The sequence below is a fragment of the Dehalococcoidia bacterium genome, assembly GCA_028711995.1.
In the GTDB taxonomy this organism is placed as follows: Bacteria; Chloroflexota; Dehalococcoidia; order SZUA-161; family SpSt-899; genus JAQTRE01.
Genome location: JAQTRE010000005.1, coordinates 15,700 through 33,874 on the forward strand (window position 1 = coordinate 15,700; position 18,175 = coordinate 33,874).

Annotated in this window: 17 protein-coding genes and 2 pseudogenes; 5 read left to right on the forward strand and 14 right to left on the reverse strand. The window is 51.6% G+C overall.

The window, feature by feature from the left end:
• Positions 1 to 24: 24 nt before the first annotated feature.
• Positions 25 to 226, reverse strand: a pseudogene (locus PHV74_01785) (transposase).
• Positions 227 to 402: 176 nt separating this feature from the next.
• On the opposite strand from PHV74_01785, the gene PHV74_01790 reads away from it, so the two are divergent.
• Positions 403 to 630, forward strand: a complete 228-nt coding sequence (locus PHV74_01790; protein ID MDD5093099.1) for a hypothetical protein — start codon at positions 403 to 405, stop codon at positions 628 to 630.
• An 80-nt stretch (positions 631 to 710) separates the two neighbouring features.
• On the opposite strand, the gene PHV74_01795 is transcribed toward PHV74_01790, so the two are convergent.
• The 8 genes from PHV74_01795 to PHV74_01830 all read right to left on the reverse strand — a co-directional run bounded on the left by PHV74_01795 (position 711) and on the right by PHV74_01830 (position 6,716).
• Entirely contained in the window at positions 711 to 938 is a 228-nt protein-coding gene (locus PHV74_01795; protein MDD5093100.1) for a 4Fe-4S binding protein, read from the reverse strand.
• Positions 939 to 1,072: 134 nt separating this feature from the next.
• Positions 1,073 to 1,621, reverse strand: coding sequence for a 2-oxoacid:acceptor oxidoreductase family protein (locus tag PHV74_01800; protein MDD5093101.1), 549 nt, complete (start codon positions 1,619 to 1,621; stop codon positions 1,073 to 1,075).
• 11 nt (positions 1,622 to 1,632) lie between these two features.
• On the reverse strand, positions 1,633 to 2,391 hold the full coding sequence (locus PHV74_01805; protein MDD5093102.1) for a thiamine pyrophosphate-dependent enzyme: 759 nt from the start codon (positions 2,389 to 2,391) through the stop codon (positions 1,633 to 1,635).
• On the reverse strand, positions 2,388 to 3,476 hold the full coding sequence (vorB, locus tag PHV74_01810; protein MDD5093103.1) for a 3-methyl-2-oxobutanoate dehydrogenase subunit VorB: 1,089 nt from the start codon (positions 3,474 to 3,476) through the stop codon (positions 2,388 to 2,390). Before vorB ends, PHV74_01805 begins: the two co-directional genes overlap by 4 nt.
• Positions 3,477 to 3,648: 172 nt before the next feature.
• The gene (locus PHV74_01815; protein ID MDD5093104.1) at positions 3,649 to 3,966 is read right to left on the reverse strand and encodes a hypothetical protein; all 318 of its coding nucleotides are present in this window, start codon (positions 3,964 to 3,966) and stop codon (positions 3,649 to 3,651) included.
• A gap of 9 nt (positions 3,967 to 3,975) precedes the next feature.
• A complete protein-coding gene (locus PHV74_01820) occupies positions 3,976 to 4,221 on the reverse strand; it encodes a nitronate monooxygenase (protein MDD5093105.1) in 246 nt (81 codons plus the stop codon).
• Positions 4,222 to 4,224: 3 nt separating this feature from the next.
• Positions 4,225 to 5,454, reverse strand: coding sequence for a CoA transferase (locus tag PHV74_01825; protein ID MDD5093106.1), 1,230 nt, complete (start codon positions 5,452 to 5,454; stop codon positions 4,225 to 4,227).
• Complete coding sequence (locus PHV74_01830; GenBank protein ID MDD5093107.1) at positions 5,451 to 6,716, reverse strand: CoA transferase; 1,266 nt, start codon at positions 6,714 to 6,716, stop codon at positions 5,451 to 5,453. Before PHV74_01830 ends, PHV74_01825 begins: the two co-directional genes overlap by 4 nt.
• 1,021 nt (positions 6,717 to 7,737) lie before the next feature.
• On the opposite strand from PHV74_01830, the gene PHV74_01835 reads away from it, so the two are divergent.
• Genes PHV74_01835 through PHV74_01845 form a run of 3 tightly spaced genes read left to right on the forward strand, consistent with a single transcriptional unit; the run spans position 7,738 to position 8,910 of the window.
• Complete coding sequence (locus PHV74_01835) at positions 7,738 to 8,055, forward strand: transposase (protein ID MDD5093108.1); 318 nt, start codon at positions 7,738 to 7,740, stop codon at positions 8,053 to 8,055.
• A 45-nt stretch (positions 8,056 to 8,100) separates the two neighbouring features.
• Positions 8,101 to 8,643, forward strand: coding sequence for an IS3 family transposase (locus tag PHV74_01840; protein ID MDD5093109.1), 543 nt, complete (start codon positions 8,101 to 8,103; stop codon positions 8,641 to 8,643).
• A gap of 24 nt (positions 8,644 to 8,667) precedes the next feature.
• Positions 8,668 to 8,910, forward strand: coding sequence for an IS3 family transposase (locus tag PHV74_01845; GenBank protein ID MDD5093110.1), 243 nt, complete (start codon positions 8,668 to 8,670; stop codon positions 8,908 to 8,910).
• Between the two features lie 26 nt (positions 8,911 to 8,936).
• Here the strand turns inward: PHV74_01845 and PHV74_01850 are convergent, their stop codons facing one another.
• Positions 8,937 to 10,007, reverse strand: coding sequence for an IS110 family transposase (locus PHV74_01850; GenBank protein MDD5093111.1), 1,071 nt, complete (start codon positions 10,005 to 10,007; stop codon positions 8,937 to 8,939).
• Positions 10,008 to 10,251: 244 nt separating this feature from the next.
• On the opposite strand from PHV74_01850, the gene PHV74_01855 reads away from it, so the two are divergent.
• Positions 10,252 to 10,836, forward strand: coding sequence for a hypothetical protein (locus tag PHV74_01855; protein MDD5093112.1), 585 nt, complete (start codon positions 10,252 to 10,254; stop codon positions 10,834 to 10,836).
• Between the two features lie 119 nt (positions 10,837 to 10,955).
• On the opposite strand, the pseudogene PHV74_01860 reads toward PHV74_01855, so the two are convergent.
• From PHV74_01860 to PHV74_01875, 4 genes and pseudogenes are all read right to left on the reverse strand, one after another.
• Positions 10,956 to 11,087 (reverse strand): annotated as a pseudogene (locus PHV74_01860) (integrase core domain-containing protein).
• 337 nt (positions 11,088 to 11,424) lie between these two features.
• Positions 11,425 to 13,746: an MMPL family transporter gene (locus PHV74_01865; protein ID MDD5093113.1), complete on the reverse strand. Its 2,322-nt coding sequence runs from the start codon at positions 13,744 to 13,746 to the stop codon at positions 11,425 to 11,427.
• A 574-nt stretch (positions 13,747 to 14,320) separates the two neighbouring features.
• Complete coding sequence (locus tag PHV74_01870) at positions 14,321 to 15,673, reverse strand: MmgE/PrpD family protein (protein ID MDD5093114.1); 1,353 nt, start codon at positions 15,671 to 15,673, stop codon at positions 14,321 to 14,323.
• 95 nt (positions 15,674 to 15,768) lie between these two features.
• On the reverse strand, positions 15,769 to 18,168 hold the full coding sequence (locus PHV74_01875) for an FAD-dependent oxidoreductase (GenBank protein ID MDD5093115.1): 2,400 nt from the start codon (positions 18,166 to 18,168) through the stop codon (positions 15,769 to 15,771).
• Positions 18,169 to 18,175 lie beyond the last annotated feature (7 nt).

Here is an 18,175-nt window from a genome sequence, read left to right on the forward strand (position 1 = left end):
CTTCTTATGTTTTGTTAACTATTGAGATTCCTTCTCCAGTTCTTTCAGGCACTTGGCTTGCTCTACCCTCATCCCTCCGTATCCCTTCCACCAGCGGTAACACGTCTGTTCGGTTACCCCGATCTTTCTGCTGGCTTGTCCTATCGTAGTCCTCTGGACTCAACAGCACTTCCACTTCACGTAGCTTGTTGATGATTTGTTCCGGTGTGAATCCATTCTTGGTCATTAATGCCCCCTTTCTTCTCAGTCCAAGTCTGATAGCAAACTTGGACCGGTTTTCGGTGGGGCACCTCAGTACGTGCAATCTGCCCAAAGTCCACCAACCCGAGAGTGAGCCCCCGGAGGCGAGACATGGGAGGCATGATCTCATATCTGATCTGACACCTCTTCAATACAGTAATCGTGAGTATTCGTGACCAAGATGCCGCGCTCTGTAGCAGTGGTGAGGCCTATCTTCTCATAGCCGATGCCAGAACTCACGATGATGCGACACTTTTCGAGGCTGTCGATCACCCTCTTGCTAAAATCCTATCCCCCGATAACCACAGCATCAGCATCACGGGCCAACTCTACTATCCTTCCTGGCTGCGACAAAGCTTCTTTACGGACTGGATATCCAATCCCTTTTAGGCAGTTTCATCTACGGGAATACCCGAGAGTAAGAAGGTCATTACAACTTTCAAGGGCACGGGAAACTCCTTCCGTATTTTTTATGTTAGCTCGGCGAACTTATAAACCTCAATGCCGATTTCGGGACAAAGCCAGCCACAGATACCACAGGCGTTACAGCGCTCAGCTTGGGAAAATACAGCTATCGAAGTGCCTGTGGAATTCAGTTTTTCAGCGCCTATGGTGATGCAGTTTCGAGGACAGAATTCCGCACACAGACCACAGCCCTTGCACAGTGCTGCGTTAACAGTTATCTCACCCTTAGCCATTTGGTTTCCCCCTTCGAATATGTCAGACAGTCTTGAAATTCTCTACTAATGTAGTGTTCTCTATATGAGCCGACACTAATCGTGTCTCACACGATCATTGAGAAGGTGTCCAAATTTGGAGTTATTTCCAGACACTACACTAGCTCTGTCCCTCGCCTTAGTGCCTTCTTATCCAGATTCAGCAGTGCCTCTCGTCTGCCTCCACCCAGTTTCTTTTCCAGTACCTTGTCTACCAGTTCGACTGAGCCTACACTAGTTGCCTTTAAATAGGCCCCAAGAAAGATCAAGTTGGCTGCTCTGCTGTCTCCCAACTCGATAGCTACCTGTGTGGCAGGTATGTCCACCACCTTGATATCCTGACGGCCGATCTTTCCCGGAGTAACGGCTTTGTCGAAGAAGAGCACGCCCCCCGGTCTAAGACGGCGCTCATAGCTCTGCAAAGATGGTATGCTCATAGCAATGGCTGCCTCTATCTCTAACGCCACAGGCGAGGCTATATTATCGTCAGAGAGGACTACAGTGCACTCGCTAGCGCCTCCCCTCACTAAACCTCCGTAGTTGGGGAAAAACAGCACATTCTTGTATTTGGCCATGCCAGCCTCAGCTAGAAGACGCCCAAATAGAAGCGCACCTTGCCCTCCAAGACCGCCAATCATCACAGTGAAGGATTTGTTCATTGTCATTAAATTTCTCCTCACTCTATCTTGTCTACGTTCTTGAACTCGCCCAACGGATATTCGGCGATCATCTTCTCATCAATATATTTGAGACAATCAACCGCTGAGAGCGCCCAGTTAGTGGGACAAGCGCAGAGTAGTTCCACCAGGCTAAAGCCTACGCCGTCAAGTTGTTTTTGCAGCGCAATCTTCACTGCTTGTTTGGCTCGCCGGTAATTGGCCGGGGTATGTACTGTCCAGCGTGCTGAGTAGACTACTCCCCTCATCCAGGCAGCCAACTCTGCTACATGAATGGGATAACCCTCCCGGCTGGCCTGGCGACCGTCCGTGGTAGTTGTGCTGTTCATACCTATCAGGGTAGTGGGTGCCATCTGCCCACCGGTTTGACCGTAGCATGCGTTGTTCAGGAAAATGGTAGTCAGTTTCTCACCCCGCAACATGGCGTGTAAAGTGTTGCCCAAGCCAATGGCTCCCAGGTCACCGTCTCCTTGAACGGTAAATACCACGGCATCGGGATGCACCCGCTTAATGCCCGTAGCTGTTGGAGCACCCCTTCCATGGGCCGCTGACATCCAATCTATATTTAGCTGCCACTGGAGACCGGCGCTGCAACTGGGACCTACCACGCCCACGGCTCGGCCACCCACATCGAGTTCTTCCATAACCTCGGCGACAAGCCTGGTCACAATTCCATAGTGACAGCCCGCACAGTAGGAGCAGCGGGCCTGGGTCATCAATCTGGGTCTACCTACGATTTTATCTTTCACCTGGCTCATAGTAGGCTCTTGACCTCCTGTAATACTCTTTCAGGGTGGATCATACCCGATGGTGAGGAGTCATGGCGGCCCCAAATTCCCAACAGGTGCACTGGCACCTGGCCTTGCACAATACATTGCACGTCTTCCACCAGCTGACCCTGGCTGTCTTCAACAACCAGCACGTTTCCTGCCCTCAAGGCCTGTTCTCGCAAGGCCTGTTTGGGGAAGGGCCACAGCGTTATCGGCCTCAGTAGGCCCACTCTTATGCCTTCGGCCCTAGCCATATTTACAGCCCCCTCAGCTATCCTGGCGGAGGAGCCATAGGCTACCAACAGCAACTGGGCATCTTCCGCCAAGTAGGTGATATACCTGGTTTCGGCTTTAGCTACGTTGTCATATTTGGCCTGAAAATGACTGAATATCTCTGGAATACCCATGCCATATATTTCAAACGTGAGGCGATGGCCGCTGGAGATGATATTGCGCTTGCCTCCTTTGGCTGCAGTACCTCTCAATGCCCAATCCTTCTCTGGCAGGGGACGAAATTCCAGAGGTGTGAGTTCCACAGGCTCGGCCATGCGGCCTATAGTAAAGTCGGAGAGCACCAGCGTCTCCATTCTGTATTTGTCAGCCAGGTAGAAAGCTAGTTGGATATAGTCGAAGCAGTCCTGAGGGGAAGCTGGCGCTAGTACGATGACATGGTACCCGCCGTGGCCCCCTGCCTTGGTGGCCTGAAGGTAGTCAGTCTGGCCGGTCTGAATAGTGCCCTGGCCGGGACCCAACCTCGCTACATCAACTACCACCGCGGGTGTCTCTGTAGTCGACATGTGTGACATAGTCTCTTGCATCAAGCTGATCCCCACGCTCGAGGTGGAGGTCATGGCCCGGGCACCAGCGGCGGCCGCCCCATAAAGCATATTGATGGCAGACAGCTCGTCTTCAGTCTGTACGAAAACGCCTCCTATCTTACGGAGCTCGCGAGACATGAATTCGGGGATCTCATTCTGGGGGGTAATAGGATAGCCAAAGTAATAGCGACAGCCAGCAGCCAAAGCACCACGACAAATGGCTTCGTTACCATCAATCAACACTCTCTCAGTCATACGGTCACTCTCCTCAGGGCCCCGTAAAGGCCAACTATCAAGATACAAACCTGTCATTTAGAGTTCTGAGAATCTGTTCAGCCTCAGCGTTCGTCTGCTGGATGACCTCGGCACAGGTTGGAATATTCACGAATCACCCTATTACCTTGACCGGCAGGGTAAAAAGCACGCGCTAGAGACGCGGCCGAAAAGTCTGTTTTGAAGAGTTCTTGGGCTGAAAATCGTATCTGGCCCGTGAGCTAATTTCCTGGGCTTCCGGGGTTTTCGGCCGGATTTCTAGGTCATGTCCAGCGAACGTCTTGCGAGATGGTACCATCCCATCAAGGTACTTGAACAGAGACGCATTTATGCGTCTAACAGCCTTGGCAGTTTCTATCATGTCCTTAAAACTGGCGTTACACGCCTTCTTGGCGCTCAGAAAATCAGGTATTATATATTCCACGGATGCGTCCACCGCCACGCATGATAGGGTTTTCTCCCTGCTAGACATCAACCCATCTCAATCGGTACTCGTCACGGCATCTTCAGATTTTGCTTCTATGTATCTCTTCTTGATTTCCACCGGCATCGGTCTCTCCTGAGTAATTGCGAATCTTATCCCCATGTCAATCCATTCAGGGAAGGCTGCGGCTAGGCCTTTACCATCGCAGAATCCTCCTGCTGCTACCACTGCGATATTAACTGCTTCTGCTGCTTCGGGGATCGAGACAGTTGAAGCTATCTTGCCAGAATGTCCTCCCCGCAGTGCTCAATCGAAAACGCCTGTTTCTATCAGATCGAGAAACTCCTCATCAGACATTTCCAAAAACTCCCGACAAACGAATTCATTATGCTCACCCAAACAGGGAGCTGACCTTTTGACAGAAGCAGGTGTCTTTGAGAGTAGATAAGGAGGTCCGTCATATGAGTGTGGCCCCATCTCGGGATGATCGATGACCCAGAAATGGTGCCGATATTTGAGCTGACTATCTTCTCGTAGATCTCGACCGTTACTGACCACCCCCGCAGCTATACCCGCAGACTGGAGCTTATCCATCAGTTCCTCAGCACGATGACTTCTGGTCCATGATCCAATAATCTGATCCAAGTATTCTTCACTCTGCTTCCTGCTGCCAAGTGTGGAAAACTTAGGATCTTGCCCCAACTCGGGGCGCTCCATTAACCGGCACAATTCCTGCCATTCCTGGTCTGAGAATACCGCGATAGCGCACCATCGGTCTTCTCCAACACAGGGGTAAACATTATGAGGACAAGCGTAAGGGCACTCATTGCCTGCTCTTTTCAAAACCCGGCCATTCACAGAATAATCCAAGGCTGCCGGTGCCAGAAACTGTATTCCCGCCTCATACTGAGAGAGGTCTATATATTGTCCTTTGCCCGTGCGACGACGATAGTCCAAAGCCGCCAAGATTGCTACCACGCCAAAGCGAGGAGCAATGACATCGGTATATGCCCCGAAGGGTTGAGCCGGCACCCGATCTGGCCAGCCCGTTATTTCAGTGAAGCCAGCCAGAGACACCAGTTGGGTGCCCACACCCGGTTGTCTCGCTTGTGGGCCAGTCTGTCCCTGATTGGTGGAGCTCACCATGATGACGCTCGGGTTTACGGTCTTCAGTCTATCGTAATCCAAGCCTAGTTCTTTCATTACTCCGGGTCTAAAGCTTTCCGCCACTACATCGGCCCAGGCTACCAGTCTCATGGCTATATCCAATCCTCTGGGATGGCTCAAGTTAAGCGTGATACTGTACTTGCCACTAGCGTACATTGCGAAATAACCACTGCGATTGACCCCTGGTTTTTTGTCCTTAAATGGAGAGCCTGTTCTCAAGGCTTGAACTTTACTCAAGCCGCCTTCAACAAGAACCACGGTGGCTCCGTTATCGGCGAGGAATTTTGTCATCATCGGGCCAGCGACGAACCATCCGAAATCGACCACCTTGAGCCCCTCAAGCGCCTCCCTTCCTCTGCTCTGATTCAAATGACACCTTCCATTTTCAAATCAATGCGTTCATGGGGCAACATTCCCAATTCTTGGCCATAAATAGTCTCGTTGTGCTCACCGATGCAAGGTGCCCGGAATCGTATGAGACATGGTGTGTCCGAAATATGGGCAAAACTGCCCGGGTAGGTAATCTTGTCTGACAGCTCTGGGTGTTCAACTTCCACCCAGAAACCCCGCGACTGAAGCTGAGGGCTTGCTAACAAATCTTCTATGCTATTACCAGGGTAGAGCATCAGGCCATGCGCTATGGCTCCCTGATAAAGCTCGTCCTTCGTGTGAGACAGGAACAGTTTGGAAATCCGTTCAGAGACGGCATCGTGGAATCCCTTGTCCAATGTCATCATGTCAACGGTATCCCAGTCTATCGATGTTATGAACTCATCAGCCAGCCCCTCCATTTCCAGCCACTTCACCATAGCTCGATTAAAGGGAGCAAACTGAGGGCCTCCAAAGACCGCATAACTTACACAGCCATCCTTGCAGGGCCAAGTCTGGGGTTGAAGAGCACCCGAACCGATGCCGCTACGAAATGAGCCAGTTCGCTTCAGGTAGGTCCCCGTCAATTCCCAATAGGGACGGGCCATCATGAGCAGCAAAACCACGCTCTGCTGCATCGAGACATCCACGTGCTGGCCCTCACCCGTTGATACTGCGTGATAGTGCGCCATAAGCGTACCCACGGCAGCATCCGTTGAAGCGTGAAGGTAAGCTTGAGGCGCCGAAATCCGAACCGGGGGGCGATCTATATCGCCCGTGAGGTATAGATAACCTCCCAACGCCATTCCGATCAAATCAGGACCTTTGTAATCTCGATAAGGGCCATCTTGCCCAAATGGGGTGATGGAAGTATGTATGAGTCGCTCATTCACTTGGCGCAAGTCCTCATAACCCAGTCCCAGGCCATCGAGAAATCCCGGAGGGAAAGATTCTATAAGAAAGTCAGCACGTCTTACTAATTTCTTGAGTATTTCCTTTCCGGCATCTTTGGTGATGTCGAGCGTGATCCCTCGTTTATTGTAGTTATAAGCGAACCATAGAAGGCTTTTCTCGGGATCATCCATATCTTTATAGAAGGGGCCGATATTGCGGCCCGGGTCTCCTTGAGGCGATTCTATCTTGATGACATCAGCGCCCAGATCACCCAGAATTCGGCCACAAAGATAGCCCTTCTCATCGGTCAAGTCCAGGACACGGTAAGAACTCAGTGCCTGATCGCGTCGATTTGCTGTATCACTCACGAGGTGTTGCATTATCCTATTTCTTCTCCCTCGACCTTAACGGGGACTTCAATAGTACCAACTGATCATATTCCCTCGAAAGGAATCGTGTCTGCCCCCATTATTTCGAGGAAATAACGTTAGTGGCCATTCTTTATTTGCCCAAGCCGCGCACAATTACCCTCTGGGCGTTTCATCTTTCACTTTCCACTTCTGACTGGTCTGGTATTATCACACTCCTTGCATACTGTAAGGCCTCTATCAGACGTTCATCTGCCTCTCGGCACTTGACCACCAGGAAGCAGTTAGCCGTCAGTAAAATCTTCACCCTGTTTGGTTTATGATCTTCTCCTGCAGTCCGACTCCATGTACTCACTGCAGAAAGCACCATACCCAGCGCCCTTCTTAAGATCATTACCGATGTTGCCCAAGAACGTTATCCTCCCTTTCCGACTACAAACCCCAGACAGCATCTACTGCCATGTACTTGTTTTCGCTCACCTGTCTGACGTTTGCCATAGCCATGAAACATAGAGGAACCCTTCCCAAACGATCACGTTCTTCGATATCTCTATTGATCACCCTTTTTTAGCACACATCGAAGAAGCGTGCAATTAGAAAAGCACTCCTTGTAATCATTTTGTAAGGATTGACCTCGTATCTCACTTTCCGATAACCCCACAGATGCTTGACCACTTGGAAGACATGTTCTCCTTTTGCCCGTGTCCGATGCTGCTCATGATTCCAGTCTTCGTCAACAGGTGTCAGCGGATGCCCTAGGCAACTTGTATTTGGTTCGCAAGTATCTACTGATGATACGGGCGTAGTCTGCTCAAAAGCACAGAATTCCCCCTCAGAAAGATGGGGGGAAGAAGGAAAACGAACCAAATTGAGCTTCTGAAACTCGATTTCAGAGGGCGCAAATAGCCTGAAGACACTTTTGGCCACTTGATCAGAACTTACTCGGATCGGATGGTTATGAAGTGGTCTAATAGAAATGGACACCTGGAAAAGAGTGATAAACTCAAGGAGAGGTGTTCAGATGAAAGGGATTCCACAGGGGAGGTACACGAAGGAGTTTCGAGAAGAAGCGGTGAAGCTGGTAACGGAAGGGAATCTGTCATTGCCGAAGGCTGCGCGGAGCTTGTTATTGCCGCCGTCGACATTGGGGAACTGGTTAAAAGGTTATAAGGCAGGCAAACTGGGAGAGGTGGGCAAGACACAGAGGCCTTTGACCGAAATAGAGATGGAACTGGCTCGAACAAAGCGGGAGCTGGTTGAGACCCGGATGGAGCGGGACCTGCTAAAAAAAGCAGCCGTGTACTTTGCGAAGGAGTCGCTGCCCGGTACGCGATGGTAAATGAGATGCGGCTTCAATACCCGATACCGATGATGTGCCGCATTTATGATGTATCGGCAGGCTACTACGCCTGGTTGGAGAGACCGACGTCGAAGCGATCTCGGGAGAATGCGCGACTGGAACTTGAGGATTAAGGCAGCGCACAAGCGGACGCGTCAGACCTGCGGTCCTGATCGGTTGCAGTGCGATCTGGATGAACACGGCGTCCATGTCGGGGTATGCCGGATCAAACGCCTCCGGAAGAAGCTGGGCATACGCTGTAAACAGACGAAGAAGTTCAAGACCACCACTGACTCAAAGCATGCCCTACCGGTAGCAGAGAACTTACTGAATCAGCGGTTTAAAGTATCTAAACCTAATACCGCATGGGTGAGCGATATCACCTATATCCCGACAGGGGAAGGATGGCTGTATCTGGCCGGCCACAAGGATCTTTGCACCGGTGAGATCGTTGGATATGCCATGGGCGAACGGCTGACGAAGAGTCTGGTGAGTCAATCCCTGTTCCGGGCAGTGGCAGCGAAACGACCGGCAAAGGGACTGCTTCACCACTCCGATCGGGGAAGTCAGTATTGTTCTTATGAATAACGGGAGTTACTCGAACGGTTTGGAATGAGGGCATCGATGAGCCGGAAAGGGAACTGCTATGACAATGCGCCCATGGAGAGCTTCTGGGGAACGCTCAAGCAGGAGCTGATTAACCACTGTTATTATCGAACCAGGCAGGAGGCGATTCGGGACATTACCGAATATATCGAGGTCTTCTATAATCGGCAGCGTCGGCAGGCAAGGCTGGGGTATATGTCCCCGATTGCCTATGAACAAAGTCTTTATGCCGGACAACTGGCGGCATGAATGGTTTGGTGATGCTCCTATAGATGTCAAACACATTGAACGATATTCGGTTTGATCAGGCCATGGAGAATAGCAAATACTTCGCGAGAAACGTAGCGTTTCAAGCAGCGGATGACTTCCGTTTTCGTCTTCCCTTCCTCGGTGCGCCGTTTCAAATATGCCTTGGTTCTCTCGTCATAGCGGAGCCTTACAATGACTATTCGATGGATGGCGGCATTCGCTCGGCGGTCGCCACCACGATTAAGGCGGTGCCGATTAGTTTTGCCTGATGAAGCAGGTATCGGATTCACCCCACACAAGGCGGCAAAAGATGCCTCAGATTTGAGTCGCTCAGGGTTACTTCCCGCGGTGATCAGGAGCGCGGCAGCAGTGTCAGGTCCAATGCCAAAGGATTGCGTCAGTCCCGGGGCAAACACTGCCGTAAGCCTCGCCAGATGGACATCGAGAGCTTCTATCTCCCGGGTAAGCTGGATGTGACGCCGGGCCAATGACCACAAAGTGTATTTAGCCGCTGACGGCACCGTCAGCAGTTTCCCAGGACGCCACCTCGCACAACGGGCTATCAGTTGACTAGCGGTGAGATCCCTCAGTGCAGATCGAAGTTCAACCGGGGAAGTAAACACCAGCGCCTTCATTTGATTGATCGACTGGGTGCGAGCCTTCATTGCCGAGTCTTTGGCGCTCTTGATCATCCGAATCATCTCCACCGTGTCGACACCGGATTTTGGCTCTTCCCGGGCCACTCCAGCGAGCACAGCTCTGGCAGCCATTTCAGCATCAGTGGGATCACTCTTTCCGATCCTGCGGCGGGTGGATCGGTCCGGCCGATTTACCTCTATGATCCTGTGCCCTCTATCGCTCAGAAAACGAGACAGGCCGGCCCCGTAGGAGCCGGTGCCTTCGATGCCGAAAGCGTCTATCTCCCCTAGACTATTCGCCCAGCCCTCCAGGCTCATGTATCCCACCATGGTTGTTGGCACGTTGCGCTGACCAATCCGAGCGCCAAGTTTGGTGATGGCTACCGCCACATGCTCGTCCTTGTGGGTGTCAACGCCAACAATGATTCCAGAAACAGGAACGCCACTTTGAGAAATCACAGTCTGTCCTCCTTCATTAGACTGGTACCCTCAAGCCAGGCGAACGGACAGGACTGCGACGAGGCTTATTTAGCCATGCTCCTATAAGGTCACTGCTCGCCGGGTTGGGTACTTCTCGTGGCCACCCTCAGGTCAAGTCGACAGATCACCAAGAAGGCACTGAGCCGGTCCACTATGGAGTCAGACCCCACCTGAAAGTGGTCTGACTAATATTATCGCAGTCCACTATTGCCACCCGACGTCAGTGGCTTCGGTAGAGCGGATATCGGAGGCTTATCTGGTATCTATCCTTGCGGCCATGCTCTCGGAGTTTCCCTTTGTCATCCGGGGATTCCATTCCGATAACGGATCGGAGTTCGTCAACTATGAGGTAGGCGCGATGTTAAACAGATTGCTGGTCCGCTTTACCCGGTCCAGGCCCAGACATAGCAATGACAACGGCCTGGTAGAATCCAAGAATGGCGCCGTGATCCGCAAACATCTGGGATATGCGCATATCCCGCAGCGATATGCCCAGCAATTCAATGCCTACCATGCAGAGTTTCTGAATCCCTACATCAATTTCCACCGGCCTTGCTTCTTCCCGGTGACCGTGGTTGATCCCAGAGGCAAGGTCAAAAAGACGTACCCTTTGGAGGAGGTGATGACTCCTTATGAGAAGCTGAAATCGTTGCCTGGGGCACAAGAATATCTGGTTGGGGGAGTAACCTTCGCCAGGCTTGATGCTATTGCGGGTCGAATGAGCGATAATGAATTCGCCAAAAGGATGGTGAAAGCACGGTCCGATCTCTTTGAGAGAATAGCCAGATCTGACGGACGGGGACTCTGAATCGGGGGCTCATCGGTTTATCCACCTATCCACACTGTTCACAAAGAAAGAAAAAGTAGCAAAAAGAAAGAAACGATTATTATGACCCCTTCAGGCTCATCTTGTGTTGGAAGAGACTGCACCTGCGCCTCACGCAAGGTAGTAAACATATCTCGATTCAGCAGCTCATCTCTCAGCTTGGCGTTGAAAGATTCGATATACTCATTTTCCCACGGACTCCCTGGTTCGATAAACAGCGTGGTTGCGCCCAGATCATGTTCAATTGCCAGATCTCCCTCCGAAGCCGACGGAGGAAGATCTCCGTCGGCTTCATTCTTCCCTTGCCCGGAAATGCGTCCTCTTCCTGAGATTCGCGTTTCCACTGGCCTCACATCGTCTCTCCCATTGATACTCAGATTCCGTGCGACCTCGGCTGTACTACAAGCTCTCCTCCGTAATCAGCCTCACTGTCCGCTTGAACTCTGTTGTATAGGTGTGTCTTTCTCCTGTCATCCGAACACCTCTCCTTGAGTCTACCACTCTTTTCCAGGTATCCGTTTCCATTAGGCCACTTCACATTGATGTTGCGAAAGCTATCAACTGTGACGATTACGCCTTTGATGGGAAGGCATCTTTATCTTTGCGGAATCTTTTGTCGAACCATAGCACAATCGCCGGCATTACCAACAGACTGCTAACCAAGCATAGCAGCACGTCGATTACCGTCATGACGCCGAAGTTGCTCAGAATAGGCAGATTGGTGGCAGTGATCAGTGCCGCAAAGCCGCCTGCCACCGTCAAACCGGAGACTAGGATAGCCCGTCCGATCTTGGTCATGGCGATTGACATGGCCTCGTCAGGCCCTTCGCCCTTGTCCCGCTCCTCGTAGTATCGGTATAGGATCAGGAGTGTAAACTCAGTGCCGATAGCCACAATCTGTGCAGGCATGGTCGCCATGAAGATGGTAATCTTCAGACCCAGCAGATACATTATGCCGCTGGACCAGCCCAAGATCAAGACGATCGGGAGCAGGGCGCTGATGATCCTGAAAATCCGTAACTTCATCAGGACTAGGAGGGCTACAAAGATCAAGCCGATGCCAACGTAGGTGATCCTGTTCCGAGCATCATTAAGGTTCTTGTCAAGCAATACCGCTATGTCCATGGTGGACCCGGTGACGAGCACCTTGTCGACAGACGCCGGAGGATTGGCGAAGACTTCTGTCCGTAATCCTTTCCCAAGGGGCCCCAATGAGGAGGCTTCGATGGTGCTCGTCATAACCAGAATATGGAGCTTTTTGTGGTCGGGAGTGATGAAATTGCGCTTCAGCGTATCCGGCAGCATGGCCAAGAGATTGTTCATCCCCTCTTTGGTATCGGGTAGTGTACCGAAGCCGCTTATAACGTCGCCGAGGCTGGTACAACTGAGGACAACATGGCCTGCGCCAGAAGTCTTGGGTGAGTAAGTCTGCAGGATTTCAGCCTCTTTTGCCATTACATAGTTGATCACCTCGGGATCGGTCACATCATCGGCTTCTACAACGATGTCGAACGGGATGGTGCCACCAAAATATGTAGTCAGAAGGCCGTATTCCTTCATATCCTTCGTGTTCTTGTTGACATAGGAATCTCCTGCGTTAGTAGTCGGAATCCTGTGATCCACTGCCCATCCGGCTATGGTAAGTGCCAGGAATACAGGAATGATGATGACCGCGTATTTGTTGAGGAGGGGGGTGACTTTCCTTAGTTGTCTTTCGAGGATACCTACGGATGTCTTGGCAGCTTCCTCAGCGGTCACCGGCTTCTTGTTTCGGTCACGCCGATACAGAATCGACATCAACAGCAGCGTGGCCACAACGAAACTGACGATTATGCCGATGGCGAGCATCGAGCCGAAACTCCTGATCATCGGCGTTCCCGAGATTCTCATGGCGAGAAAGGCCAGCACGGTGACGATGATGGCGATAAAGATCGGCGGCCCGACGTGCATGAAGGTATGCCGAATACCCTCATCCGCCGTCTCCCCTTTCAGCGATTCCTCCTCATACCGGTTCTGGAATTGGATGGCATAATCGACCCCCAGTCCGAGCAGGATGGGGAACATCGCCATGGACACGAAAGTGGTCTTGAAGTCCAGCGCTCCGGCTATTCCAAACGTATAGAGAACCGCAACAAGCACCACAGCCAGTGTCAGCCACCGCCACAAAAAGGAGCCGCGCAGCCGCAAAAGGATGGCGAGAATGATCAGCATCAGGATGAGTGCCACTGACATGCATCTGACCAGCGCAGTGTTGATTTGCTTGGCTACGGCAATGTACCACACCGGCTGTCCAGCCGTAGTGACTTTGACGTTTCCCTCGAAGCCTGCGGCCTTGGTAATTTCCTTGATGTGATTGACGACGCGTTTCTCAACAGGCTGAGGCGGCATACCTTTGAAGGTCGTGCTAAAATATGCGACTTGAGAGTTTATGAACGCACCGGCAAAGGCGGGATTTATCTGGCCGGTCTTTGAATCGAGAATTAGGTCCTTCAACGGCACGTCCTTTGGGGTGGCGGGATTCTGTAACGTCATGCCTATGTAGAAGGCCGGGGTAGTGATATAAAGAAGCTCGGGGATCTTGGATATTTCCTGCTGGCAGTAAGCATAAGCCTTCAGATTAGCTTCGCTCAGAAGCGTATCCATCGGATGAGGGTCCTTTGGGTCCGCCACCACGAAAACCACCAGTGCGTCGGTCCCAAATGAATTGGCGAGGACGTCAATTCTCTTGCCCTCCTCGCTGTTCTTGTTAGCGAAACTGAATGCGGTGACATCGGTCTTGACAAAGCTCACTCCGTAGCCCGCGAGTATTATTAGAAGTATAGCAACAATCGTCACCGCCGTAAGATGTTGCTTGACATATTCCCATGACTTTACCATTATTGAGCCAATCATAGTTTCTTGTTCCTCCTCCTCTCTATCTCTCTATTGCCCAGATATTATCGGGGCAGTCTACATCAAACTGACGATCAACCAGATTAGGTGCAACCGAATACCTATATTGGCTGGTTACCTTAGACCACATAGTACTTTTTCCAATGATTCCCGCTTTGATCATCAGGCTTCGTGCTCGATACCGCCCTACCAAACACCTTACCCTTTGCAGCTTCTCACCTATCCATCGGCTGCCGTAAACCCTTTTGTCTGTTAATGAATCTCTCTGACACGAGTCATCAGAACAATCTCATTGTGTTGGTAATCAGCGAAATGGGACGGTTTTTGAACTGAACACTTTAGCATGACAAACAAGTGGCATTGACCAACTCTTTGAGGTTTTATTATGGTATCTGCGATACTTAATGTTCGTATCTTCACCTCCCTTCGGCGTTCCATTATCTGCTCTCTCCTGCCGTGTAGAACATCAGCGGATGCCCTGCTGTTCCTTTGCGATCAATATGCCACTAGATTCCCCAAGATTCAAATTCCTTCCTCTTTCCGGTACTGGAATAAGCCTTGTCGCCGCTTGCCCTCAAATGTTGTACGCTGATGCCAATCTCCTAACTAACTCTGTGACATCGCGAACTCCAAGTCTATCCAAATTCAAGATCAATTCCTCGGTTTTAGAGATCTCGGACTTGGGTAATACACCTCGAGTAAATTTGCGGTATAGTTGCATGAACTCCTGCATGACCAGCGGCTCTTTTGGCGATCCAATTGCATACGTCCTTTCGCCTGTGAATTGTTGGCCATCCTTGGTTCTGATAACTACGCGAACCGGTACCAGAAATCCCTTGCCGGCCAACTCGGGGCGAATTATCACCTTCACCTTCGATCGCGCTTCTTGGAGCCTTGGATCATTTATAGCTTTCTCAGTGCAGTGTTCGAGGCCTACATCCCCATCCAACATTGCAGATCCACAGGTATGTTGGATGCTGAACTGAAGATCGCTTTCAGTCTGGGGTTGTGGACGACTGCAGATTTCGTCCTCTGGCCTTACGTATACTTCGATGGCTTCCATCTGCTCGTAGGACAGACCGTGCTTCGCCCTCAATTCGATCACTAAATCGATAGGGCGATGAGTCATCAGACAGCTAGGGTACTTTTTGACCCAAATTTCCTGAAACAGCCATTGCCGTCCCAAGTCTTCTACCATTTTCTCCGGAACTACCCTGTCTTTTCCAAGCAATCTAGATAGGAATAATCCGGTGTCACTGTTGCCAGTCAGGCCCTCTCTGGCTAAATCAGCAGCCACCATTCCGTGCATAGCTTGCATAGCAGATTCAAGGAAGTGGGCTTCGGTGCCCAAATTAGACATCCACAGATTGACCCCAGAAGTAGAAAGTCCAATTGCGTTAGCGGTTTCCCTAACGCCCAAGCCACGAGCTTTAGCTGCCGCCACGGCCGGCCCCACAGCAGGGGTGACAAATGCTAAACCCACGTGTTCACCGGGAAACATACAGGTTCTATGATGAACCTCAAGGCCCACAATGATTGCTTCCATTAGATCTTTTCCAGAGAGCTTCGCTTCCTCAGCAAGGGTGAAGAGCAGAGGGATTACCGTTATGTCCCAACCTGAGCCTCCTGTTGGCATGATGCTGTCGTCCTCCAACTCACTAGCATGAGCGAAAAAGGCGTTCAGAAAGACAGCTTCCCAAAGACCAGTCTTGAAATCATTCCCCATCACTGACGCATGCTGAGGTAAGTTTCGCGTTCTAATGAGATCAGACACCTTACGGCCCGAAGGTTTGGTTGCCCCTACTACCATCCCTGCGACAGTCTTAAGTGTCAAACCTTTAGCGAAGTCCACTACATCTCTGGGAATCGATTCATACTTGGTGTTAACCGCAAATTCTGCTAGCGCTGTGCCGACATTCTTGGCCATTCTGTTCCTCCTCTCATATTAACTGACCGGGGTGAAACTCACCCTTTGAAAGGCCCCGTTTTGGCTACCATTCCTCCTGGTCACGGTGCCTGCTTTCACAACACTGACCCCACAGCTGGCGTAATCCGCAGCCTCAGATGACATCTGAGACATCTTTTGGCTTCCTGAATTGCCTGTTTCTGGTCGAAGCCAAGCTCCACTTCGGCAAAGCTGGCCAATCTCTGTTCAACAGGCAATAATGGAGTCCTGCTCCGAGGCCACGAGGCGAAGTCAGAATCCGGCCCTAGCCAAGGGTCAGGCGCGGTGGTGGCGAGAGTTACATCCACGATTCCGTCACCACCCAGGTATTTGTCTATTGAACTGGCGGCGCCTTTTCCGGCGGCGATAGCTTGGATAACAGAGGCTGGCCCAATCACCCCATCACCCCCAGCAAAAACACCTGGTCTGCTGGTAGCAAAGGTAACGGGGTCAGCCTCGACTAATTTGTCCCTGATCGGAAGGCCAAAGCCATCAGGGATTTGAGGTTCCTGGCCAATAGCAGCGATAACTGTGTCTAACTCAAGACTGAATTCACTGCCCTCAATTGGCTCAGGACGACGCCTACCCTGAGCATCCCACTTCTTGCCGAGTTTCATACGCACACAGATCAAGTTGATTCTGCCGCTCTCTGTAGACGTCACGCTTACTGGAGCCACAAGAAAATCGATATTCACGCCTTCACGCAACGCTTCCTCAATTTCCTCTGCACTGGCGGGCATCTCCGCTCTGGTGCGCCGGTAGAGAACGTTCACCTGCTCAGCACCAAGACGTAGGGCGCTACGGGCGGCATCCACGGCAACATTGCCTCCGCCAACCACTGCCACCTTTTTACCCAAGCTCACTTCCCTCCCCAGAGCCACTTCTCTAAGGAAACATACGCCCTCCAGCACGCCTGGGCTATTTTCCCCCTTGATACCCATCCGGACACCTTTATGAGCCCCAGGGGCGACCAAAACAGCCTCATAGCCATCCTTAAATAAAGTGTCCACAGAGTCGATCCTGGTTTCTGTCTTTATATCAAAGCCAACTCTCTGTATTTCCTCGATTTCGCCCCGTAGTACATCCCGCGGCAGGCGATAGGCAGGTATCCCTAACCGCATCATGCCCCCAGGCTCCGGCATCGCTTCGAAAACAGTCACCTGGTGACCGAGCTTGGCCAAGTGGTAAGCCGCAGTTAGCCCGCATGGTCCTGAACCTACAATAGCCACTCGTCTGCCTGTGGGCAACGCATGCTTGCTCTGTTGCCGTAGTCGATCACCATGTTCGGCGGCATACCGTTTAAGGGAGCATATAGCTACAGACTCGTTGACTTGGCCCCTGCGGCAAACCATTTCACAGGGATGAGAGCAGACACGCCCAAGTACAGAGGGAAAAGGCAAATTTTCTCTGATGATTGCCGTCGCCTCGGTAAATCTGCCCTCGGCCATTGAAAGAATGTAGCGCGGGATATCCACCCCTGCAGGGCAGGCAAAACGGCAAGGAACTAGGGTTGCCTCTCGATCCTCCCCGAGCCCACCTTTATCCCTCAGCGCCCCCGTAGGGCATACCTCAACACAGGCGCCACAGAATTTACAACCTGAATCCTTCAGAGAATTGCCTGAGACAGGTGCGACGCCCACAATAGTCCCATCTTGCCCATGGACGAAATCGATAGCTTTGACGCCCCTAACCTCCTGGCAGATCTTCACGCACCGGCCGCAGACGACACATAGACTAGGGTCTCGGTCAAACAGGGGATGGCCCGTCTCAACAGGGGCAATCCTGTAACTCATAGGAATGTTAATTTCCTTAATCCCAATGAAGTCTGCTATTCGCTGCAGTTCGCAATGTTTGTCACTGGGGCAGATGGCACATGGCCTTAGCGTTTCTCCTTGCTCAACAAGGTGATGGGGATTGCACTGCTCGGTAGCTCTTTTGGAGCAGATAAGGCAAGCGTGCGGATGTCGGCTCAGAATCAATTCTAAGCTGTTCCGTCTCGACTGGTCCACTTGGGGAGTACAGGTTCTCACCATCATGCCCTCATCAGCTGGCGTAAGGCACGAGGGCACTGAGTCTGGCAGACCTTCGATTTCTACAATGCACAGTCCGCAAGTACCGAGCGGAGTTAAATCGGGGTGAGCGCAAAGGGAGGGAACATAGATACCAGCCTGACGGGCTACCTGTAGCACACTCTGCCCGTTGGTAGCGTTCACTACCCGACCATCGATGGTAAGAGTTAGCATCTCGTCAAAACCTTCTTTCGAGAGTATTGGTTTTCTCAGAACGGATGCGGAAATGTCATTACCAGCCAAGTACTGCCCCCGCTTTAGCCACCCTACGTGTCGACCTGTGGTAGAGGCGCTTGGCTGATAGCTATCCCGTGCTAGTGAACCTCCGCCGACAGGAGTCGGCGGCTTCTTGGGTACACGGCTCTTGACCTTCGTCCAATCGCCGTGCGCCTTCGGGCGCCTATCCATCACCAGA